This is a genomic window from Pseudomonas oryzihabitans, from assembly GCF_007665395.1.
In the GTDB taxonomy this organism is placed as follows: domain Bacteria; phylum Pseudomonadota; class Gammaproteobacteria; order Pseudomonadales; family Pseudomonadaceae; genus Chryseomonas; species Chryseomonas psychrotolerans_C.
The window spans coordinates 83,299-100,986 of the sequence record NZ_VDND01000007.1; the positions used below are offsets into that span (position 1 = coordinate 83,299).

The 17,688-nt window shown below is 69.1% G+C and carries 19 protein-coding genes; 11 read left to right on the forward strand and 8 right to left on the reverse strand.

Annotated features, from left to right (window positions below; translation table 11 throughout):
* Positions 1-87: 87 nt before the first annotated feature.
* The 3 genes from FSV73_RS15645 to FSV73_RS15655 are packed head-to-tail and all read left to right on the forward strand — an operon-like array spanning position 88 to position 3,964.
* Entirely contained in the window at positions 88-1,005 is a 918-nt protein-coding gene (locus tag FSV73_RS15645) for an AAA family ATPase (protein WP_145008768.1), read from the forward strand.
* Positions 975-1,958 carry a DUF58 domain-containing protein gene (locus FSV73_RS15650; protein WP_260856092.1) on the forward strand — a complete coding sequence of 328 codons (984 nt, stop codon included), beginning with the start codon at positions 975-977 and terminating at the stop codon, positions 1,956-1,958. The genes FSV73_RS15645 and FSV73_RS15650 overlap by 31 nt, the downstream gene beginning before the upstream one ends.
* A complete protein-coding gene (locus FSV73_RS15655; RefSeq protein ID WP_145008770.1) occupies positions 1,955-3,964 on the forward strand; it encodes a transglutaminase TgpA family protein in 2,010 nt (669 codons plus the stop codon). The genes FSV73_RS15650 and FSV73_RS15655 overlap by 4 nt, the downstream gene beginning before the upstream one ends.
* Here the strand turns inward: FSV73_RS15655 and FSV73_RS15660 are convergent.
* The 3 genes from FSV73_RS15660 to FSV73_RS15670 form a co-directional block, all read right to left on the reverse strand.
* Entirely contained in the window at positions 3,946-4,125 is a 180-nt protein-coding gene (locus tag FSV73_RS15660; RefSeq protein ID WP_145008771.1) for a hypothetical protein, read from the reverse strand. The genes FSV73_RS15655 and FSV73_RS15660 overlap by 19 nt on opposite strands.
* Before the next feature lie 74 nt (positions 4,126-4,199).
* Complete coding sequence (locus tag FSV73_RS15665; RefSeq protein ID WP_145008772.1) at positions 4,200-5,474, reverse strand: methyl-accepting chemotaxis protein; 1,275 nt, start codon at positions 5,472-5,474, stop codon at positions 4,200-4,202.
* Positions 5,475-5,634: 160 nt separating this feature from the next.
* Positions 5,635-6,465, reverse strand: a complete 831-nt coding sequence (locus FSV73_RS15670) for a TatD family hydrolase (RefSeq protein ID WP_145008773.1) — start codon at positions 6,463-6,465, stop codon at positions 5,635-5,637.
* A gap of 89 nt (positions 6,466-6,554) precedes the next feature.
* Here FSV73_RS15670 and FSV73_RS15675 point away from each other — a divergent pair, with 89 nt between their 5' ends.
* The gene (locus FSV73_RS15675; protein ID WP_145008774.1) at positions 6,555-7,985 is read left to right on the forward strand and encodes a transglycosylase SLT domain-containing protein; all 1,431 of its coding nucleotides are present in this window, start codon (positions 6,555-6,557) and stop codon (positions 7,983-7,985) included.
* Between the two features lie 153 nt (positions 7,986-8,138).
* Positions 8,139-8,444, forward strand: coding sequence for a hypothetical protein (locus tag FSV73_RS15680; RefSeq protein WP_145008775.1), 306 nt, complete (start codon positions 8,139-8,141; stop codon positions 8,442-8,444).
* 3 nt (positions 8,445-8,447) lie between these two features.
* Here the strand turns inward: FSV73_RS15680 and greB are convergent, their stop codons facing one another.
* The 3 genes from greB to FSV73_RS15695 are packed head-to-tail and all read right to left on the reverse strand — an operon-like array spanning position 8,448 to position 12,136.
* Complete coding sequence (gene greB / locus FSV73_RS15685) at positions 8,448-8,951, reverse strand: transcription elongation factor GreB (RefSeq protein WP_145008776.1); 504 nt, start codon at positions 8,949-8,951, stop codon at positions 8,448-8,450.
* Positions 8,952-8,954: 3 nt separating this feature from the next.
* Entirely contained in the window at positions 8,955-11,465 is a 2,511-nt protein-coding gene (locus tag FSV73_RS15690; protein WP_145008777.1) for an ABC transporter permease, read from the reverse strand.
* The gene (locus tag FSV73_RS15695) at positions 11,462-12,136 is read right to left on the reverse strand and encodes an ABC transporter ATP-binding protein (RefSeq protein WP_145008778.1); all 675 of its coding nucleotides are present in this window, start codon (positions 12,134-12,136) and stop codon (positions 11,462-11,464) included. The genes FSV73_RS15690 and FSV73_RS15695 overlap by 4 nt, the downstream gene beginning before the upstream one ends.
* Before the next feature lie 148 nt (positions 12,137-12,284).
* Between FSV73_RS15695 and FSV73_RS15700 the strand changes: the two genes are divergently transcribed.
* From FSV73_RS15700 to FSV73_RS15710, 3 genes are all read left to right on the forward strand, one after another.
* On the forward strand, positions 12,285-12,839 hold the full coding sequence (locus FSV73_RS15700; protein WP_186309256.1) for an arylesterase: 555 nt from the start codon (positions 12,285-12,287) through the stop codon (positions 12,837-12,839).
* A 98-nt stretch (positions 12,840-12,937) separates the two neighbouring features.
* Positions 12,938-13,219, forward strand: coding sequence for a hypothetical protein (locus FSV73_RS15705; protein ID WP_145008780.1), 282 nt, complete (start codon positions 12,938-12,940; stop codon positions 13,217-13,219).
* 74 nt (positions 13,220-13,293) lie between these two features.
* Positions 13,294-14,271: a L,D-transpeptidase family protein gene (locus FSV73_RS15710; RefSeq protein ID WP_145008781.1), complete on the forward strand. Its 978-nt coding sequence runs from the start codon at positions 13,294-13,296 to the stop codon at positions 14,269-14,271.
* A gap of 122 nt (positions 14,272-14,393) precedes the next feature.
* On the opposite strand, the gene FSV73_RS15715 is transcribed toward FSV73_RS15710, so the two are convergent.
* Positions 14,394-14,645: an Lpp/OprI family alanine-zipper lipoprotein gene (locus FSV73_RS15715; RefSeq protein ID WP_007160560.1), complete on the reverse strand. Its 252-nt coding sequence runs from the start codon at positions 14,643-14,645 to the stop codon at positions 14,394-14,396.
* A 443-nt stretch (positions 14,646-15,088) separates the two neighbouring features.
* Here FSV73_RS15715 and FSV73_RS15720 point away from each other — a divergent pair, with 443 nt between their 5' ends.
* Positions 15,089-15,370: a GNAT family N-acetyltransferase gene (locus tag FSV73_RS15720; RefSeq protein ID WP_058790539.1), complete on the forward strand. Its 282-nt coding sequence runs from the start codon at positions 15,089-15,091 to the stop codon at positions 15,368-15,370.
* Positions 15,371-15,428: 58 nt separating this feature from the next.
* On the opposite strand, the gene FSV73_RS15725 is transcribed toward FSV73_RS15720, so the two are convergent.
* A complete protein-coding gene (locus FSV73_RS15725) occupies positions 15,429-16,508 on the reverse strand; it encodes a 3-deoxy-7-phosphoheptulonate synthase (RefSeq protein WP_145008782.1) in 1,080 nt (359 codons plus the stop codon).
* 165 nt (positions 16,509-16,673) lie between these two features.
* On the opposite strand from FSV73_RS15725, the gene FSV73_RS15730 reads away from it, so the two are divergent.
* Positions 16,674-17,000 (forward strand): thioredoxin family protein, encoded by a 327-nt coding sequence (locus tag FSV73_RS15730; protein WP_145008783.1) that lies wholly within the window; start codon positions 16,674-16,676, stop codon positions 16,998-17,000.
* Positions 17,001-17,108: 108 nt separating this feature from the next.
* Positions 17,109-17,591: a universal stress protein gene (locus FSV73_RS15735; RefSeq protein WP_145008784.1), complete on the forward strand. Its 483-nt coding sequence runs from the start codon at positions 17,109-17,111 to the stop codon at positions 17,589-17,591.
* Positions 17,592-17,688: the final 97 nt, after the last annotated feature.

The window sequence follows — 17,688 nt, forward strand, 5'->3', positions numbered from 1 at the left end:
GCGGCGCTTGCCGGCCAAAGGTGCTGCTATTCTCGGTCTGCAGGCCGGCGTCTCCTCGCGCCGGCGCAAGGCGAGAGACTCCAGGGCATGCACGATAGGTTGAACGCCTGTCTCAAGGCGGTAGATGGCGTTTTGTTGGGCAAGGAAACCCAGGTCAGGCTGGCGCTGGCCTGCCTGCTGGCACGCGGGCACCTGCTGATCGAGGACCTGCCCGGCATGGGCAAGACCACCCTCAGCCATGCTCTGGCCCGGGTGCTGGGGCTGTCCTTCCAGCGTATCCAGTTCACCTCGGACCTCTTGCCCGGTGACATCCTCGGTACCTCGGTGTTCGACCGCGACAGCGGCCAGTTCGTCTTCCATCCCGGGCCGGTGTTCGCCGAGCTGCTGCTGGCCGACGAGATCAACCGCGCCACGCCCAAGAGCCAGAGTGCGCTGCTCGAAGCCATGGAGGAGGGCCAGGTGACCATCGAGGGTGCCACCCGGCCCTTGCCCGAGCCCTTCTTCGTCATCGCCACCCAGAATCCGGTGTCCCAGGGCGGCACCTTCGCCCTGCCGGAATCCCAGCTCGACCGCTTCCTGATGCGCCTGTCGCTCGGCTATCCCGGCCGCGCCGCCGAGCGTGCCCTGTTGCTCGGCGGTTCCGGCCGCGAGCAGTTGCCGCGCCTGGAGCCGCTGCTGGATCACAGCCAGCTGCGGCTGATCCAGGCCGAGGTACCGCGCATCCATGCCAGCGACGCGGTGGTGGACTATGTGCTGCGCCTGGTGGAGGCGACCCGCACCCAGGCCTCCTTCGCCCTCGGCCTGTCGCCCCGCGGCAGCCTGGCGCTGCTGGCCGCGGCGCGGGCCTGGGCGCTGCTGGCCGGGCGCGACCACGTGCTACCGGAGGATGTCCAGACGGTCTTGCCGGCGGTGGCCGGGCATCGCCTGCGCGACATCGCCGATCCCGCTGGCCATGGTGGCGGCGCCCTGGTGCAATGGCTGTTGCGCGAAGTCCAGGCGCTGTGACCGCCAGCGCCTGGCAGCGCTATCGAGACGGCTGGCTGGCGCGACGGATACCGCCGGCCACGCGCATCACCCTCGATCAGCGCCGCATCTTCATCCTGCCCACCCGCCAGGGCGCGGCCTTCGCCGTCGCCCTGCTGCTGATGCTGCTGGCCGGCATCAACTACCAGAACAGCCTGGCCTATGGCCTGACCTTCCTGCTGTTCTCCCTGGCGCTGGTGGCCATGCTGCACACCTATCGCAACCTGGCCGGCCTGCAACTGGCCGGTGGCGGCGCCAGCCCGGTATTCGCCGGGGAGGTGGCCGGTTTTCGCCTGCGCCTGGAAAGCGACCGGCGCGCGCACCAGGCCATCGCCCTGGGTTGGCGCGGCGAGCCCCTGGTGGTCAGCGATGTCCCCGCGGGCGAGACCGTCGCCCTGCAGGTCTTCCATCCCGCACCGACCCGGGGCTGGCTCAGGCCCGAGCGGCTGCGGGTGGAGAGCCGCTTTCCGCTGGGCCTGTTCGTCGCCTGGAGCTGGCTGGACCTGGACGTGCGCGCCCTGGTCTATCCGCCGCCACTGGTGAGCGCGACGCCGCTGCGCAGTGGCCAGGATGCCGGGAGCGAGGACGGCCAGCGCCAGACGGGGCAGGGCGCCGACGACTTCCAGGGATTGCGCGCCTATCAGCCCGGCGACTCGCGTCGGCGGCTGGACTGGAAGGCCTTTTCCCGGGGTCAGGGGCTGCTGGTGAAGGAGTTCACCGCCCTGGCCGGTAGCGAACTCTGGCTGGATTTCAGCGTGCTCGATGGCGACACCGAGACGCGGCTGTCTTGGCTGTGCCAGGCGGTGCTGGACTGCAGTGCCCGCCAGCTGCGCTTCGGCCTGAGACTGCCCGGGGTGGAGCTGGCGCCGGCCAGTGGCGAAAGCCAGCGCGACGCGGCGTTGCAGGCCCTGGCCCTGTTCGGGCGGCCGTCATGAGCACCGCCGTGCCGCACCCCATTCCGCGCATCGCCCTGATCTGGCTGCTGGTGGCCCAGGCCCTGGTGATCCTGCCGCACCTCACCCACCTGCCACCCTGGGTCGGCCTGCTCTGGGCCTTCTGCGCCGGCTGGCGGGTCTTGCTGTTCCGCATGCGGGTGCGGGCACCGACGCGGATCGAGAAGGGCGGCCTGCTGCTGCTGACCATGGGCGGCATCTGGCTGTCACGCGGCTCCTTCATCGGCCTGGATGCCGGCGCCGTGCTGCTGCTGGTGACCTTCGCCCTCAAGCTGATCGAGATGCACAGCCGGCGCGACGCCCTGGTGGTGATCTACCTGGGTTTCTTCGCCGTGGTGATCGCCTACCTGTTTGAGGACGGCCTGCTCGCCGCGCTCTACAGCCTGTTGCCGGTGACCGCCCTGGTGGCGGCGCTGATCGGCCTGCAGCAGAGCACCTTGGCCAGCCGCCCGCTGGCCACCCTGAAGGTCGCCGGTACCCTGCTGCTGCAGGCGGTACCCCTGATGCTGCTGCTGTTCCTGGTCTTCCCGCGCATCGGTCCGCTGTGGTCGCTGCCCCAGCCGGGCGACCAGGCGCGCACCGGCCTGGGCGAGAGCATGGCGCCGGGCGAGATCGCGCGGCTTTCGCAGTCCGCCGAGCGGGTGTTCCGCGTCAGCTTCGATGGCGAACGGCCAGGCCAGCGCGACCTCTACTGGCGCGCCACCACCTACGAGCGCTTCGATGGCGCGCGCTGGTCGGTGGATCCGGACACGGCCTGGAGTCCGGAGCCCGCCTGGACGCCGAGCGGACCCCGGCTGGACTACCAGGTGATCATGGAGCCGAGCGGGCGACCCTGGCTCTATGGGCTGGACGTGGCGCGCAGCGACCAGCGCGACGTGCGCCTGGCCAGTGACTTCCACCTGCAGCGTCGGCGGCCGGTGGACCAGGCGCTGCGCTACCGGGTATCCAGCTGGCCGCAGGCCACCCGCGAGCCGGAGCGGCTGTCCGCCTCCAGCCAGCGTCGCGCCCTGCAACTCCCCAGTGGCGGCGAACCCCGTACCCGCGGCTGGGTCGCCCAGCTGAAGATGCGCCATCCGGCGCCCGCGGCCCTGGCCGAGGCGATCCTGGCCTATTTTCGCCAGCAGCCCTTCGTCTATACGCTGCAACCGCCCACGGCAGGCGTCGATGCCATCGACGCCTTCCTCTTCGACAACCACCGCGGCTTCTGTGCCCACTATGCCGGCGCCATGACCTTCGCGTTGCGGGTGGCGGGCATACCCGCGCGAGTGGTGGCGGGCTACCAGGGCGGTGAATTCAACGCGGCCGGCGGCTACCTGCTGGTGCAGCAATTCGATGCCCATGCCTGGGTGGAATACTGGCTGCCAGGGCGCGGCTGGGTCAGCGCCGATCCCACCGCCCAGGTGGCGCCCGAGCGGGTCGAGCGCGGGCTGCAGGAAGCCCTGGCGGCCCAGGGCACGGCCAATGAGTTTCTCGGCGGCGATCCCTTCGCCGCCAATCGCTACCGCAATCTAGCCTGGCTCAACAGCCTGCGGCTGGGCTGGGACAGGGTCAACTACGGCTGGCAGCGCTGGGTGCTCAACTACCAGGAGGATACCCAGGGCGAGGTGTTCAAGCGCCTGCTGGGGGAGGGCTCGCTGCAACGCCTGGGGCTGGTCTTGGCTGGGGTGGTGCTGGCGGTGCTTGGGGTGATGGCGCTGCTGGTGCTCAAGCCCTGGCAGCGGCAACGGGATCCACTGCTGGCGCGCTTCGCTCAATTCGAACGCCTGCTGGCGCGCCAGGGGGTGACTCGCGGCCAGGGCGAGGCGGCCGGCGCCTTCGCCGGACGGGCCATGACCGAACTACCCGCGGCGCGCGCGGCGATCGCAGCCTTTTCCCGGGAATTCCAGGCGCAACGCTATGCCGGTCGACCCCAGGATCCAGCGGCCCTGGCGCGTCTGCTCAGGGCGCTGGGCAGCCGCCTGCGGGATCGTCAGGCGCGCAGCGACTGAGGCGCGGGGAGTGCCTCGGGTTCCTGCAGGGCGAAGGCCACCAGGCAGGCCAGGGCGCCGAGGATCGACGCCTGGGGATGAGGGCTGCCCAGGGCCTGGGCGATGCAGCCGAGGCCGAGCAGCAGCAGGACGGTGGAGGTGAGGCGAGTGACCGAGCGCATGACGGGTCTCCGAAAAGGTGCGGGCATCTTGCCGCCTGTCGGGCTACCGCGCGAATGCGCTCTCGCTATGGAGCCTATAGGCGCAGCTGGCGGATGGCCTGGTTCAGGGTGCCGGCCAGGGCGGCGAGTTCGGTGCTGGTGCTGGCCGAGTCCTGCGTGAGCAGCATGGTCCTTTCCGTGACGTCGCGGATGCCTACCACCGACCTGCTCATCTCTTCCGCCACCTGGGCCTGCTGTTCCGCGGCCACGGCGATCTGGGTGTTGCTGTCGCGCATCAGGGTCACGGCGGCGGTGATGTCGGCCAGGGCCTGTCCGGCGGCGCCGGCCTGGACCACGCAGTCGTCGGCCTTGAGCGAACTCTCGCGCATGAATTCCACCGCATCGCGGGTACCGGCCTGGAGGCTGTCGACCATGCGGGTGATCTCGTCGGTGGAGCCCTGGACGCGCTTGGCCAGGTTGCGCACCTCGTCGGCCACCACGGCGAAGCCACGCCCGGCCTCACCGGCGCGGGCGGCCTCGATGGCGGCGTTGAGCGCCAGCAGATTGGTCTGCTCGGCGATACCGTGGATGACGTTGACCACGCTGGTGATGCGCTCGCTGTTCTCGGCCAGCTCCTGGATCATCACCGCGGTCTGCTGCACCCCTTGCGACAGGTCGGCGATGGAGTGGCTGACGAGGTCCACCGCCTGCTGACCGGCGCCGGCCAGGCGGTCGGCTTCCTGGGACTGGTCGCGGGTACCGGCGGCGTGCTCGGCGATCTGCTGCACGGTGGCGCTCATCTCGTTGATCGCCGTGGCGGCCTGGTCGGTCTCGTGCTGTTGATCGTGCATGCCGCCGCGGACGCCCTGCATGCCGCTGGCCAGGCGCCCGGCGCCTTCGTCCAGGCGCGCGGCGCTGGCGGCCACGGTGCCGACCACGCGGGTGTAGCTGTCCTGCATGGCGTTGAAGGCCTGGGTCATCTGCCCGACCTCGTCGCGGCCACGTACCTCGACCCGAGCGGTGAGGTCGCCGTCGCGCTCCACCCGCAGCATGGTGTCCTTGAGCCGTTGCAGGTTGCCAAGGATGAAGCGGATCAGCAGCTGCGAGGCCACCAGCAGCACCAGCATCAGCACGCCCACGGCCAGGGCGTATTCCGGGGCGCGGGCGAGGAAGACTTCGCCGAAGGTCGGCGCGCTCAGGGTGGCAGCCGCCTCACCCACGACGGCCTTGACTGCCTTGAGCTGCTCGGCGCGACCGGCGACCTCCAGCTGCATGGCGAACAGCACCAGCAAGAGGCTGGTGACGAAGGCGACGGCATTGACCGCCCAGAATTTGTACTTGAGGGAGATATCGCGCAGCCAGGCGAACATAGGGGGCATCCAGTCGGCGGGGCCGTCCAGCCTGACAGGCCGAGGCAACCCGGATCTTGACTGGCGTCAACGTCCTGCAGGGAGGGGCGCGACGCCGCGGAACGAGCCCAGAGGTTAACGGCGCGCGCCGTCTCGACTTTAGCGCAGCGGCGCCACCGGCTTACTCGACTGCCTCGACCCGCTCTGGCGCGGCCACGGGCGGCAGGTTGAAGAAGGCGCGGGCGGTGGCGGTGGTGTGCAGCGCGGTCTGCTCGGGCGTTTCGTTGCGCAGGCGCGCCACGGTGCGCAGGATCTCCGGCAGGAAGGCCGGCTCGTTGTGGCCATGGCGCGGCTTGGGCCTGAGGGTGCGCGGCAGCAGATAAGGCGCATCGGTCTCCAGCATCAGCCGGCCGACCGGGATCTGGCCGACCAGCTCGTGCAGGTGCAGGCCGCGGCGTTCGTCGCAGATCCAGCCGGTGATACCCAGGTGCAGGTCCAGATCCAGGTAGCCATAGAGCGCCTTGCGCTCGCCGGTGAAGCAATGCACCACGGCGGCCGGCAGGTGGTCGCGGTAGTCGCGCAGGATCGCCAGCATCCGTTCGCTGGCGTCGCGCTCGTGGAGGAACACCGGGCGGCGCAACTCGGCGGCCAGCGCCAATTGCTCCTCGAAGCAGCGTTCCTGTTGCGGCCGCGGGGTGAAGTCGCGATTGAAGTCCAGGCCGCACTCGCCCAGGGCGCGGACCTTGGGCTGGCTGGCCAGGTCACGCAGGGTCCTGGCAGCGGCCGCGTCCCAGGTCGAGGCTTCGTGGGGATGGACGCCCGCGGTGCTGAACAGGGCTTCACCCGCATCCAGGCGCAGGCAGAGATTGAGGGCGTTCTCGCTGTCGTCGAGGGTGGTGCCGGTCAGCACCAGTTGCATCACACCGGCGGCCTGGGCCCGCTCGATCACCGCGTCCACCTCCTTGAGCAGACTGGGATGGGTGAGGTTGACGCCGATGTCGATCAATTGCATGGTGCGGACCTTCTACGAACTCTAATCCTTTCATTCTATCCGTAGTCCGGGTGCTATCGGCGTCGTCCCGGCCAGGTCAGGAGTCCTGGATGCCGTTTCGATTCACCCTTGCCGTCCTCGCCTGCCTGCTCGCCGGCTCCGTCCAGGCGCGCCTGGGTGCCTTGCCACCCGAGGCACCGCGCCACGTCGCGGCGCGCGACCTGGCCGCCGTCGAGCGGGCCGGCGAGTTGCGTGTGCTGGTCAACCAGAGTCGCCACAGCTCGGGCGAATGGAATGGCCAGGCACTGGGCGTCGAATATCGCCGGCTGCAGGCCTTCGTCCGTTATCTGCAGCACCAGCCGGGCGGACGGCAGCTGCGGCTGGTGTTCGTCCCCAAGGCCAAGGACGACCTGCTGGCGGCCCTGCAACGAGGCGAGGGCGACCTGGTTGCGCCGGGGGAAACCCTGCTGCCGCCTGCCCACTCCGCATTCATCGCCGCCGCGGTGGCGGCGCCGGCCAACCTGGTGGTGGTCGGCGGTCGCGGCCAGCGCCTGCCGCGGCAGTTGGAGCAACTGGCGGGGCGGCGAGTGGTGCTGCCTGCGGGTAGCGCGGCCGGCCCGGCCCTGGCGCGACTCAATGCCCAGCTGGAAAGACGCAGGCTGCGGCCAGTGCAGGTCGAGTGGGCCGATCCGAGCCTGGCGGTGGAAGACGTGCTGGAGCTGACCCAGGCCGGCATCTATCCGCTCAGCGTCGTCGAGTCCGGCCTCGCTCATCGCTGGGCCCGGGTACTGCCACGGTTGCGGGTGGCCGACCGGGTGGTGGTGGCCCATGACCAGGCGCAGCTCTGGTACCTGCGCGCCCCGGCGCAGCAGCTTGCCGAACGGATAAGGGCCTTCGCCCGGCAACCCCGGGCGCGCGACGATGACCAGGCCTTTCGCCAGGCCTATGGGCGCCGCTACCAGGTGCGCGATCCGCTGCAGGCCCAAGATCGCCAGCGCCTGGCCCGGGTGCGGCCGCTGCTGCAGCGCTACGCCAAGGCCTACGACTTCGACTGGCTGACCCTGGCCGCCATGGCCTACAAGGAGTCCGGGCTCGATCCCCAGGCCCGCGGCGCCGGACGAGCGGCGGGGCTGCTGCAGATCACACCGCGGGCGGCGCGCAGCGTCGGGGTGCGCGACCTCCACTCGGCCGACGCCAACGTCAAGGCCGCCACCCGCTACCTGGCCCGGCTGCGCCGGGAGTTCTTCTCCAGTCCGCGGCTGGCCGAACGCGAGCGCCGCGCCTTCACCCTGGCGGCCTACAACCTCGGGCCGGAACGCGTCCAGGCCTTGCGGGCCAAGGCGCGCAAGCAGGGCCTGGACGGTGATCGCTGGTTCTTCCAGGTCGAGCGCATCGCCGCCGAGGAGGTGGGTATCGGGGTGGTCAACTACGTGGCCAGCGTCAACAAGTACCGGGTGGCCTTCAGTCGCGAACGGGCGCGCCTCGAGGCGCCGGCCGTGGCGGCGGCGACCCCCGAGGCTGCCAGCCAGGAAGACGGGTGAGACCCGCTTGACAGGGGGACTGGGGCCTCCCTAGGATGATCCCGCGCCGATTTAAACAGCAACTTGCGGGGCGCTTTCAAATACCGCTAAAGCGCTGGACGGAACAGGCCTCGTACTACCGCCCAGCTGGACCTACGAGGCGGAATGTCGTCCATGCTACCTCTCCCGCTACGCCTTACTCCCCTTACCCAGGGCAAGCTCGCCTGTCACCCGGCCATCCTGCTCGGCGGCCCCGACCAGCCCACCCTGCTGCGCTATCTCGAAGGCTGGCCCCAGCGCTGGCCGCACAGCCGTACCCTGCAGATCCGTTTCGCCAACCAGGCTGAGCAGCTGCGCGGCTTCGCGGACGACAGCTTCGACTTCGCCGTGGTGCAATCGCCGGGCCGTGCCGGTCTCGAACCCCTGGTGCGAGAACTGACCCGCGTGGCGCGGCAGGGCGTGATCACCCGCCGCCGCTAGCCGTCACTCCTCGGGATAGGCGATCTCGACGATGTACCAGCGCTGCTCGCCAGCCGGCGTCTGCAGACGGACTTCCGCGTCCAGCGCCTTGCCGACCAGCGCCCGTGCCAGCGGCGAGTCGATGCTGATGAGGTTCTGCCGGAGGTCCAGTTCGTCCGGGCCGACGATGCGGTAGCGCTTCTCGGCGCCGTCGTCGTCTTCCAGGGTGACCCAGGCGCCGAAATAGACCTTGCCCGGATCGGCTGGTCGCTCGCGGATCACCTTGAGATTCTCCAGGCGCTTGCGCAGGAAGCGCACCCGGCTGTCGATCTCGCGCAGCATCTTCTTGCCGTAGATGTATTCGGCGTTTTCCGAACGGTCGCCCAGGGCCGCCGCCTCGCTCACCGCCTGGGTGACCTGGGGCCGGCGGACGTTCCACAGCTCGTGGAGTTCGGCGCGTAGCCGGGCTTCGCCGGCGGCGGTGATCAGGGGCGTGCCGGCGGTGCGCGGCGGACGGTAACGACTCATGGATCAGCTTTCTCTCAGGATCAGTAACGGACTGGCGGTGAGGGCCCGCCGCGTGCCCAGCAGCCCGGCCGCGCCGACCAGCAGGGCGCCCAGCACCGGCAGCAGGAGCAGCCAGGGGTGGGGTTGCCAGTCCAGGTCGAAGGCCAGCCGGTAGAGCAGGGCGCTGACGATCTCGCAACCGAGCGCCGCGAGCAAGCCGCTGGCACCCCCGAGCAGGATGAATTCGGTCCGCCGTGCCCGTTGCAACAGTTGCCGCCGGGCGCCCAGGGCACGCAGTAGCGCGCCCTGGCGGATGCGTTCGTCGAGGGTCGCCTGCAGGCCGGCCAGCAGCACGGCGATGCCGGCGGCCAGCACGAACAGCAGCACGAATTCCACCGCCACGCTGACCTGGCGCAGGATGCTGCGCAGCTGATCGAGCAGGGCGTCGATGGGCAGCAGGGTCACCGCCGGGAATTGCCGGGCCAGGGCCAGCAGCTCGCGGTCGTGCCCGGGCGGCAGGTAGAAGCTGCCGAGGTAGGTGAAGGGCACGCCCTCCAGGGCACCGGGCGCGAAGATGACGAAGAAGTTGGGCTGGAAGTTGTCCCAGCCTACCTGGCGCAGGCTGGTGACCCGCGCCTCGACCTGGTGCTCGCCGATGACGAAGCCCAGGGTGTCGCCCAGGCCGACGTCGAGGCTGCGCGCCAGCTCGCTTTCCAGCGAGACGCCCGGCAGGTCGCCGGCGGGCAGGGTGTCCCACCATTGGCCGGCTTCCAGGCGATTGCCGTCCGGCAAGCGGGCCGACCAGGTCAGGTTGAGATCGCGCCGGGTCGCCCGTCCACCGCGGGAGTCGTCCTCCAGGCCTTCCTGGGCCGGATGGCCCTTCACACTGACCAGGCGGCCCTGGACGATGGGGTAGAGCGGGCTGGCGTGGGGCGAAAGACCGGCGACGGCGCTGGCGAAGGCCTGGCGCTCGTCCGGCAGCACATTGAGGGCGAAATGGTTGGGCGCCTCGGCCGGCAGCTGCGCCTGCCAGCGTTCCAGCAGCTCGCCGCGCAGCAGCACCACCAGGCTCATCGCCAGCAGGATCAGGCCGAAGGCCAGGGTCTGGCCCACCGCCGCCAGCGGATGGCGCAGCAGCTGGCCGAGCCCCAGCCGCCAGGCCAGGGGCGCATTCTGCAGGCCACGCCGCAGCAGGCGCAGCGCCAGGTAGAGCAGGCTGCCGAACAGCAGCCCGGCGACCAGGCCGCCCATCAGCAGCGCCAGGGTCAGGCGCAGGTCCAGCGACAGTCGCCACATGATCAGCCCGAGGGCGAGCAGGGCGCAGCCATAGACCAGCCAGGTGCGCAGCGGCACGGGTTGCAGGTCGCTGCGCAGCACCCGCAGCGGCGGCACCCGGCCCAGGGCGGCCAGCGGCGGCAGGGCGAAGCCGACCAGGGCGACCAGGCCGGTGCCCATGCCCGCCAGCGCCGGGCCGATACCGGCTGGCGGCAGCCGGGCCGGCAGCAGGCCATGCAGCAGTTCGAACAGCACCAGTTGCGCCATCCAGCCGAGCAGGGCGCCCACCAGGCTGGCGGCCAGCCCCAGCAGCCCCAGTTGCAGGCCATAGAGCAGCAGGGCATCGCGCCGGGTCAGGCCCAGGCAACGCAGTAGGGCGCTGGCATCGAAGCGGCGCGTGGCGAAGCGATTGGCCGACAGCGCGACCGCCACCCCGGCCAGCACCACCGCCACCAGGCTGGCCAGCCCCAGATAGCGCTGGGCCCGTTCCAGGGCATTGCCCAGCTGGCGATTGCCATCGCCCGGCCCTTCGAAGCGCTGGTTGGCAGCCAGGGCCGGGGTGAGCGCCTGCCGATAGGCGGCCAGAGCCTGGGGTTCGCCGCGCCAGAGTTCGCGGTAACGCACCCGGCTGCCGGGCTGGATGACCCCGGTGGCGGTGACGTCGGCGAGATTGATCAGCACCCGCGGCGTCAGGCTGTAGAAATCGCCGGCGCGATCCGGTTCGTAGGTGAGCACCCGGGTGATGGTGAGTGGCTTGCGACCGATGTCCAGGCGATCACCGACCCGGGCGTCCAGCGCCAGCAGCAGGCGCGGCTCGACCCAGGCTTCGCCGGGGGCGGGGGCGCCGCCCGGCTGGTCGGGCGCCTCCGGCGCGGCCGCGCTGCGTACCTCGCCGCGCAGCGGGAAGTTCGCCTCCACCGCCTTGACGCTGGCCAGCTGCAGGGCTTCGGCGCCGGCCGCCATGCTGCTGAAGGTCAGCGTCCGGCTGTGGGCGAGGCCCAGACGCTGGCCGGCCTCCACCTGCTCCGGGCGCGCCGGCTCGCTGCCCACCAGGACCAGGTCGGCGGCGAGGAATTCGCTGGCGCGATCTTCCATACCGGCGCCCAGGCGGGCGGTGAAATAGCCGATGGCGACACTGGCCGCCACCGCGACCACCAGGGCCAGGCAGAGCATGCGGATCTCCCCGGCGCGCAGCTCGCGCAGGCTCTGCCGCCAGGCCAGCAGGAACAGCCGCGCGAAGGGTAGGCCGGCGCCCTTCATGCCGCGACCTGCCGACCGGCTTCCAGCCGCAGCTGCCGGGCGCAGCGCACGGCCAGGCGCTCGTCATGGGTCACCAGCACCAGCGTGGTGCCCCTTTCCCGATTGAGCTCGAACAGCAGGTCGCTGATGTGGGCGCCGGTGCGGCTGTCGAGATTGCCGGTGGGCTCGTCGGCGAAGAGGATGCTCGGCCGCGGGGCGAAGGCCCGCGCCAGGGCCACCCGTTGCTGCTCGCCGCCGGACAGCTGGCGCGGATAGTGGCGTAGCCGCTCACCCAGCCCGACCCGCTCCAGCAGCGCCATCGCCTGTTCACGGGCCTGGCGCGCGCCTTCCAGCTCCAGCGGCAGCATCACGTTCTCCAGCGCCGTGAGGCTGTCGAGCAACTGGAAGGACTGGAAGACGAAGCCCACCCGCTCCGCGCGCAGGCGGGCACGGGCATCCTCGTCGAGGGTGTCCAGGCGCTGGCCGACCAGGTGTACCTCGCCGGCGCTGGGCAGGTCGAGCCCGGCCAGCAGGCCGAGCAGGGTGGACTTGCCGGAACCCGAGGCGCCGACGATGGCCAAACTGTCGCCGGCCTGCAGTTGCAGGTCCAGCGCCTGGAGGATCGGCAGCGCGCCTTCCGCGCCCGTGACGACCTTGCTAAGGTTCCGTGCCAGCAAAATGACTTCGCTCATGAGGTATCCGATGCCGTATTCGAGGGGCCCGCAGGCGGGCGGCTGTGGCGAGTTAGAGTCGAAAAGCCGAGCGAAGTCCAGAGCGCCTTTGCGGCAAGGCATTGCCTGGCTGCTGGCCTTGGCGTGCCTGACCCTGACACCGCTGGCGATGGCGCGCACCCTGCTGGTGGTGGGCGACAGCATCAGTGCCGGCTATGGCCTGGCCGAGGGCCAGGGCTGGGTGCGCTTGCTCGAACGGCGCTTGCAGGAGCAAAAGAGCGACTACCAGGTGGTGAACGCCTCCATCAGCGGCGACACCACGGCCGGCGGCCTGGCGCGCTTGCCACGCTTGCTGGCGGACCACCGGCCTGCGGTGGTGGCCATCGAGCTGGGCGGCAACGACGGCCTGCGTGGCCAGCCGCTGGCCCAGTTCCAGCGCAACCTCACCGCCCTGGTGGAGCAGGCCAAGGCCAAGGGCGCGCGGGTGCTGCTGCTGGGCATGCGCCTGCCGCCCAACTATGGACCGCGCTATACCGACGGCTTCGCCCAGGTCTATGTGGACGTGGCCAAGGCGCAGCGGGTGGCCCTGGTGCCCTTCCTGCTCGAAGGCGTCGGCGGCGATCCGGCCTTCATGCAGCCGGACGGCATCCACCCCCAGGCCAATGCCCAGCAGCGCCTGCTGGACAATGCCTGGCCGCAGCTGCAGCCGTTGCTGCGCGACTGAACGCCGGACTTTTCCCCGGCAGGGCTTTCCGCTAAGGTTGCGCGCCCCGCCGGTCCGGCCAATTGACCGCCCGGCGGAACCGCCCCTGGAGTATCCCGATGTCCCGCCTTTCCCGGTCCATGCATGGCTATCAGCTGATTCAGCCCGATGCCCAGCTCGACCTGTTCGCCTGCCGCGAGGGGCGGGTCCATATCGTCGCCCGGCAGCTGGAGCTGGGTTCGCCCACTGACCGCACCCTGTGCGGCACCCTGCTGCCGGCGCGGCCGCGGATGCACCCGCTGCAGCGCCGGGCGCTCGGCCTCAAGACCCTCTGTCCGGCCTGCCGGCAACGGCTGCAAGGCGCCAAGCGGGGCCTGCCCAATCCGTTACAGGTCTTTTGAGGCCCTGCCGGAGCGGGAGAGAGGCGTGTACAATTCGCGCCGTCATCTCACTGCTCCTTGCAAGGATTCATCCCATGCCCGCGCGCGTTTCGACCCTGGTCGGTTCCCTCTCGCTGTTAGGACTGTTGTGCGCGGGTACGGCGCAGGCACTGGAGTTGCCGCTGCCGCCACCCGGTGAAGACGTGGTCGGCGAGGTCCAGGTCATCAAGGCCGCCTACGAAGACACCTTCGCCGACCTCGGCCAGAAGTACGATCTGGGCTACAACGAGATGGTCGCGGCCAACCCGGGCGTCGACGCCTGGCTGCCGGGCGCCGGTACCGAGATCGTGCTGCCGACGCGCTTCATCCTGCCGCCCGGGCCGCGGGAAGGCATCGTCATCAACATCGCCGAATACCGCATGTACTACTACCCCAAGGGTGGCCATACGGTGTTCACCTACCCGCTGGGCATCGGTCGCGAAGGCTGGGGCTCGCCGGTCGGCGTGGCCAAGGTGGTGGACAAGATCAAGGACCCGGCCTGGTATCCGCCGGAGTCGATTCGCGCCGAGCATGCCGCCGAAGGCGATCCGCTGCCCAAGGTGGTACCGCCCGGTCCGGACAACCCCCTGGGGCCCTACAAGATCCGCCTGACCATGCCCGGTTACCTGATCCATGGTTCGGACCGCAAGTTCGGTATCGGCACCCAGACCAGCCATGGCTGCTTCCGCATGTACAACTTCAACGTCACCGAGCTGGTCGGCATGCTGCCGATCGGGACCCCGGTGCGCATCATCGACGAGCCCTACAAGTTCGGCGTGAGTCAGGGCAAGCTCTACCTGGAGGCCCACCAGCCGGTCAACCTCAAGGGTGATCCGACCGAGATCGACCGCCAGGCCGCGGTGGTCAATGCGCTGATCAAGCGCGACGACCTGCTGCAGGCCAACTCCGCGGTGAACTGGAACACGGTGCGTGATGTGGTGCAGGGCCAGGACGGCCTGCCGGTGGAGATCGCCGATCTGCCGGCCGGCGTGGTGCCCGGTACCGTGGCCAAGGCGCCTGCCAAGACCCTGTGATCGCGATCGGCCGAGCGCGCTCGGCCGGCCAGACAAACAAAAAGCCCGCCATCTCAGATGGCGGGCTTTTTGTTTGCTCCGGGAAAGGCGACTGTTGCCACTCGCCCTTCCAGCCGAGGCGCTTACTTGCGGCTGGCTTTTTCCAGCATACGCAGGGCGCGCTCGTTGGCTTCGTCAGCGGTCTGCTGAGCTTTCTGAGCGGCGGCCAGGGCCTCGTCAGCGTGACGGTAGGCTTCGTCAGCACGAGCCTGGGCGCGGGCAGCGGCGTCTTCGGTAGCGGTCAGGCGAGCTTCGCTTTCCTTGTTAGCGGTGCTGCAACCAGTGGCCAGAGCAGCGGCCAGAGCCAGGGCGGCGAATTTCAGAGCGTTGTTCATCGTAAACCCCTTGAGGTAGACATCCTGTTTTAAGATCAATTTTCCAGGTGGAAAATTGCGGCTACATACTACTCATTACCGGTCGTAAGTAAACTAAACGAACCTGTCGAAGAAGAATTTTTTGCAGAAATTCCTGTTCGCTCCCCAGGTTCCTTCACGATTGCCTGCGGCCGGTGTCAGCACCTGCTTGGATAGCCGAAAGCCGCGAACGTTTCAAGACGTTAGAGGAAGGTCGAAAGTTGTCAAGGCGACAGCGGCGGCTGCTGCCGCGAGAGCGGCCCTGATATAGTGTGATTTCTCAGTGCGACGGCTGGTTAGAACCTGCTGCCTCCGCAGGAGTCTGACGCGCTGTAGCTCAGTCCTGCACAGGAAAGGTGCGTTCTCGTCTTCGGGTGTCATCGATAACAATGGATAAGGCGGAGCCAAACCGCCAAGGAGTAGTCATGAACGAGTCCCTGCACGTGGAACACGATGAGGCCAATCATCAATTCCACCTTTCCGTCGACGGCCAGCGCGCCTACCTCGCCTACATGGATCTGGGCAAGCAGACGATGGATTTCTATCGCACCTTCGTCCCCGATGCCCTGCGCGGGCGTGGCCTGGCGGCGCGGCTCACCGAGCATGCGCTGAACTACGCCGAGAGCCGTGGGTACAGCGTCATTCCCTCCTGCTCCTATGTGGAACACTACCTGGAGCGTCGCGGCCAGGTGACGCCGCTGGCCTGAATGGCCGCGCCAAGAAAAACGCCGGGCTGAGCCCGGCGTTTTCGTGAGTGCGTGACGCTCAGTCGCGATTGCGCCGCGGCAACACGTCCTTGAGCTTGCGGTGCATGTCGAGAATGCTCTTCTCGGTCATCGCCCAGTCGATGCAGGCATCGGTCACCGAGACGCCGTACTCCAGCTGCGACAGGTCCGCCGGAATCGGCTGGCTACCGAAGCCCAGGTGGCTTTCCACCATCAGGCCGACGATGGAGGTGTTGCCCTCGACGATCTGGTTGGCGACGTTGTCCATCACCAGCGGTTGCAGGGCGGCGTCCTTGTTGGAGTTGGCGTGGCTGCAGTCGACCATGATGTTCGGCTTGACCTTGGCCTTGACCAGCGCCTGCTCGCACAGGGTGACGCTGACCGAATCGTAGTTGGGCTTGCCGTTGCCGCCGCGCAGGACCACATGGCCGTAGGCATTGCCCTTGGTCATCACCACCGAGACCTGGCCGCGCTGGTCGATACCCAGGAAGCGGTGCGGGCTGGAGACCGACTGCAGAGCGTTGATGGCCACGGTCAGGCTGCCATCGGTGCCGTTCTTGAAGCCGACCGCGGAGGAGAGGCCGGAGGCCATTTCGCGGTGGGTCTGGGATTCGGTGGTGCGGGCGCCGATGGCCGACCAACTGATCAGGTCCTGCAGGTACTGCGGGGAAATCGGGTCCAGCGCCTCGGTGGCGGTGGGCAGGCCCTTTTCCGCCAGGTCCAGCAGCAGCTGGCGACCGATGTGCAGGCCGTCCTGGATCTTGAAGGAGTCGTCCAGGTAGGGATCGTTGATCAGGCCCTTCCAGCCCACGGTGGTGCGGGGCTTCTCGAAGTAGACGCGCATGACCAGATAGAGGCTGTCGCTGACCCGGGCGGCCAGGGCCTTGAGGCGCTCGGCGTATTCGTGGGCGGCCTTGATGTCATGGATGGAGCAGGGGCCGATCACCACGAACAGGCGGTGGTCCTTGCCGTCGAGGATGTCGCGGATGACCTGACGGCCGTGGGCGACGGTGTCGGCGGCGAGATCGCTCAGCGGGATCTCCTGCTTGAGCTGCTCGGGGGTGATGAGCGGCTCGTTGGCTTCGATGTTGAGGTCGTTAAGGCGGGGCTGTGCGGCCATGGTGCTACTCGTCGGTCACGGCGCTGCGACAGGTCGGGGCCCGTGCAGGCAAAATACGGTGGAGAGGGTGGGGCACCTTAACGCTTGTACCGCCCGCTCACAATGGCCACGCGCCGCTCGACCGGCCCGAAGGCAGGCTTTGGCGATGATCGCGACGAGGAATCGATGGAATTGGACGATGGGACGGCGGATGCCGTCCTGCTGGAAGCGCCCGGGCGCTCCCTGCTGATCTTCACCAGCGTCGGCTGCGCCAGCTGCCGCCTGGCGCGCCAGGTGCTGCCCGCGGCGGCGCTGCCGGTCGACCGGCTGTACTGGGTGGATGCCGAACGCAGCGGCGGCCTGGTGCAACGCTATGGCGTCTTCCACCTGCCGGCGCTGTTCCTGGTACGGGACGGGGCGTTCCTCGGCGCCGTGCACGCGCCGCTACGGGAGGCGCCGCTGGCGGCGGCGATCCTGGCGGCGGACGGGCGCGCGCCGGACGAACTGCCCTGAGCAGGCTCTAAGGCGCGGTTCCCAGCGCGAGGCGCGATCCCCTGCTACGCTGGAGAAGGCCATCCCGCGTTGGACCGGCCGGGTCGGCTGACCCGGTCAGGAGGAATCGTGATCCGCTCCTTGCTCTATGCCACGGACCTGGGCCTGTGTTCATCCTATGTCTTCCAGCATGCCTTGAACCTCGCCCGTATCCACCAGGCCCGCCTGTACGTCGTCCATGTGGTGGAGCCGCTGGGCTTGCTGGCCTCGACCCTGTTGCAACAGCACCTGGATGGTGAATCCCTGGATCGCCTGCGCAACGGCGGGCTGGAGCTCGTCCTGGAAACCATCGAGCAGCAGGTGTTCGAATCGCTGCGCGAAGACCTGCTGGAAAGTCCGGCCACGGTCGGCCTGGTGCGCGCCGTGCGGGTGGTGCAGGGCGATCCGCCCGCGGTCATCCTGAAGCAGGCCCAGGAGTTCGCCGCGGATCTGCTGGTGATCGGCAGCCGCAGCCAGGGCGACGCCCAGGTGGCCCCGCTGGGACGCACCGCCAGTCGTCTGCTGCAGACCGCCCGCATCCCGGTTTATCTGGTGCCCCTGCACCAAGGCTGAAGTGGAAAGCGTCAGGGCGTACCCCTGCACGACTTAATTCGATTTTGGTCTAGAAAAAGCTTAAGGGCTGCTTTACTGTTATATGCTTGCGCACGGG

Coding starts and splice junctions, on each gene's coding strand:
- FSV73_RS15720 (WP_058790539.1), top strand. CDS start 15,089: ATGAACGAGTCCCTGCACGTGGAACACGATGAGGCCAATCATCAATTC.
- FSV73_RS15730 (WP_145008783.1), top strand. CDS start 16,674: ATGGAATTGGACGATGGGACGGCGGATGCCGTCCTGCTGGAAGCGCCC.
- FSV73_RS15705 (WP_145008780.1), top strand. CDS start 12,938: ATGTCCCGCCTTTCCCGGTCCATGCATGGCTATCAGCTGATTCAGCCC.
- FSV73_RS15715 (WP_007160560.1), bottom strand. CDS start 14,645: ATGAACAACGCTCTGAAATTCGCCGCCCTGGCTCTGGCCGCTGCTCTG.
- FSV73_RS15680 (WP_145008775.1), top strand. CDS start 8,139: ATGCTACCTCTCCCGCTACGCCTTACTCCCCTTACCCAGGGCAAGCTC.
- FSV73_RS15660 (WP_145008771.1), bottom strand. CDS start 4,125: ATGCGCTCGGTCACTCGCCTCACCTCCACCGTCCTGCTGCTGCTCGGC.
- FSV73_RS15700 (WP_186309256.1), top strand. CDS start 12,285: ATGGCGCGCACCCTGCTGGTGGTGGGCGACAGCATCAGTGCCGGCTAT.
- FSV73_RS15710 (WP_145008781.1), top strand. CDS start 13,294: ATGCCCGCGCGCGTTTCGACCCTGGTCGGTTCCCTCTCGCTGTTAGGA.
- FSV73_RS15695 (WP_145008778.1), bottom strand. CDS start 12,136: ATGAGCGAAGTCATTTTGCTGGCACGGAACCTTAGCAAGGTCGTCACG.
- FSV73_RS15670 (WP_145008773.1), bottom strand. CDS start 6,465: ATGCAATTGATCGACATCGGCGTCAACCTCACCCATCCCAGTCTGCTC.
- FSV73_RS15665 (WP_145008772.1), bottom strand. CDS start 5,474: ATGTTCGCCTGGCTGCGCGATATCTCCCTCAAGTACAAATTCTGGGCG.
- FSV73_RS15650 (WP_260856092.1), top strand. CDS start 975: ATGGCTGTTGCGCGAAGTCCAGGCGCTGTGACCGCCAGCGCCTGGCAG.
- FSV73_RS15690 (WP_145008777.1), bottom strand. CDS start 11,465: ATGAAGGGCGCCGGCCTACCCTTCGCGCGGCTGTTCCTGCTGGCCTGG.
- greB (WP_145008776.1), bottom strand. CDS start 8,951: ATGAGTCGTTACCGTCCGCCGCGCACCGCCGGCACGCCCCTGATCACC.
- FSV73_RS15675 (WP_145008774.1), top strand. CDS start 6,555: ATGCCGTTTCGATTCACCCTTGCCGTCCTCGCCTGCCTGCTCGCCGGC.
- FSV73_RS15725 (WP_145008782.1), bottom strand. CDS start 16,508: ATGGCCGCACAGCCCCGCCTTAACGACCTCAACATCGAAGCCAACGAG.
- FSV73_RS15655 (WP_145008770.1), top strand. CDS start 1,955: ATGAGCACCGCCGTGCCGCACCCCATTCCGCGCATCGCCCTGATCTGG.
- FSV73_RS15645 (WP_145008768.1), top strand. CDS start 88: ATGCACGATAGGTTGAACGCCTGTCTCAAGGCGGTAGATGGCGTTTTG.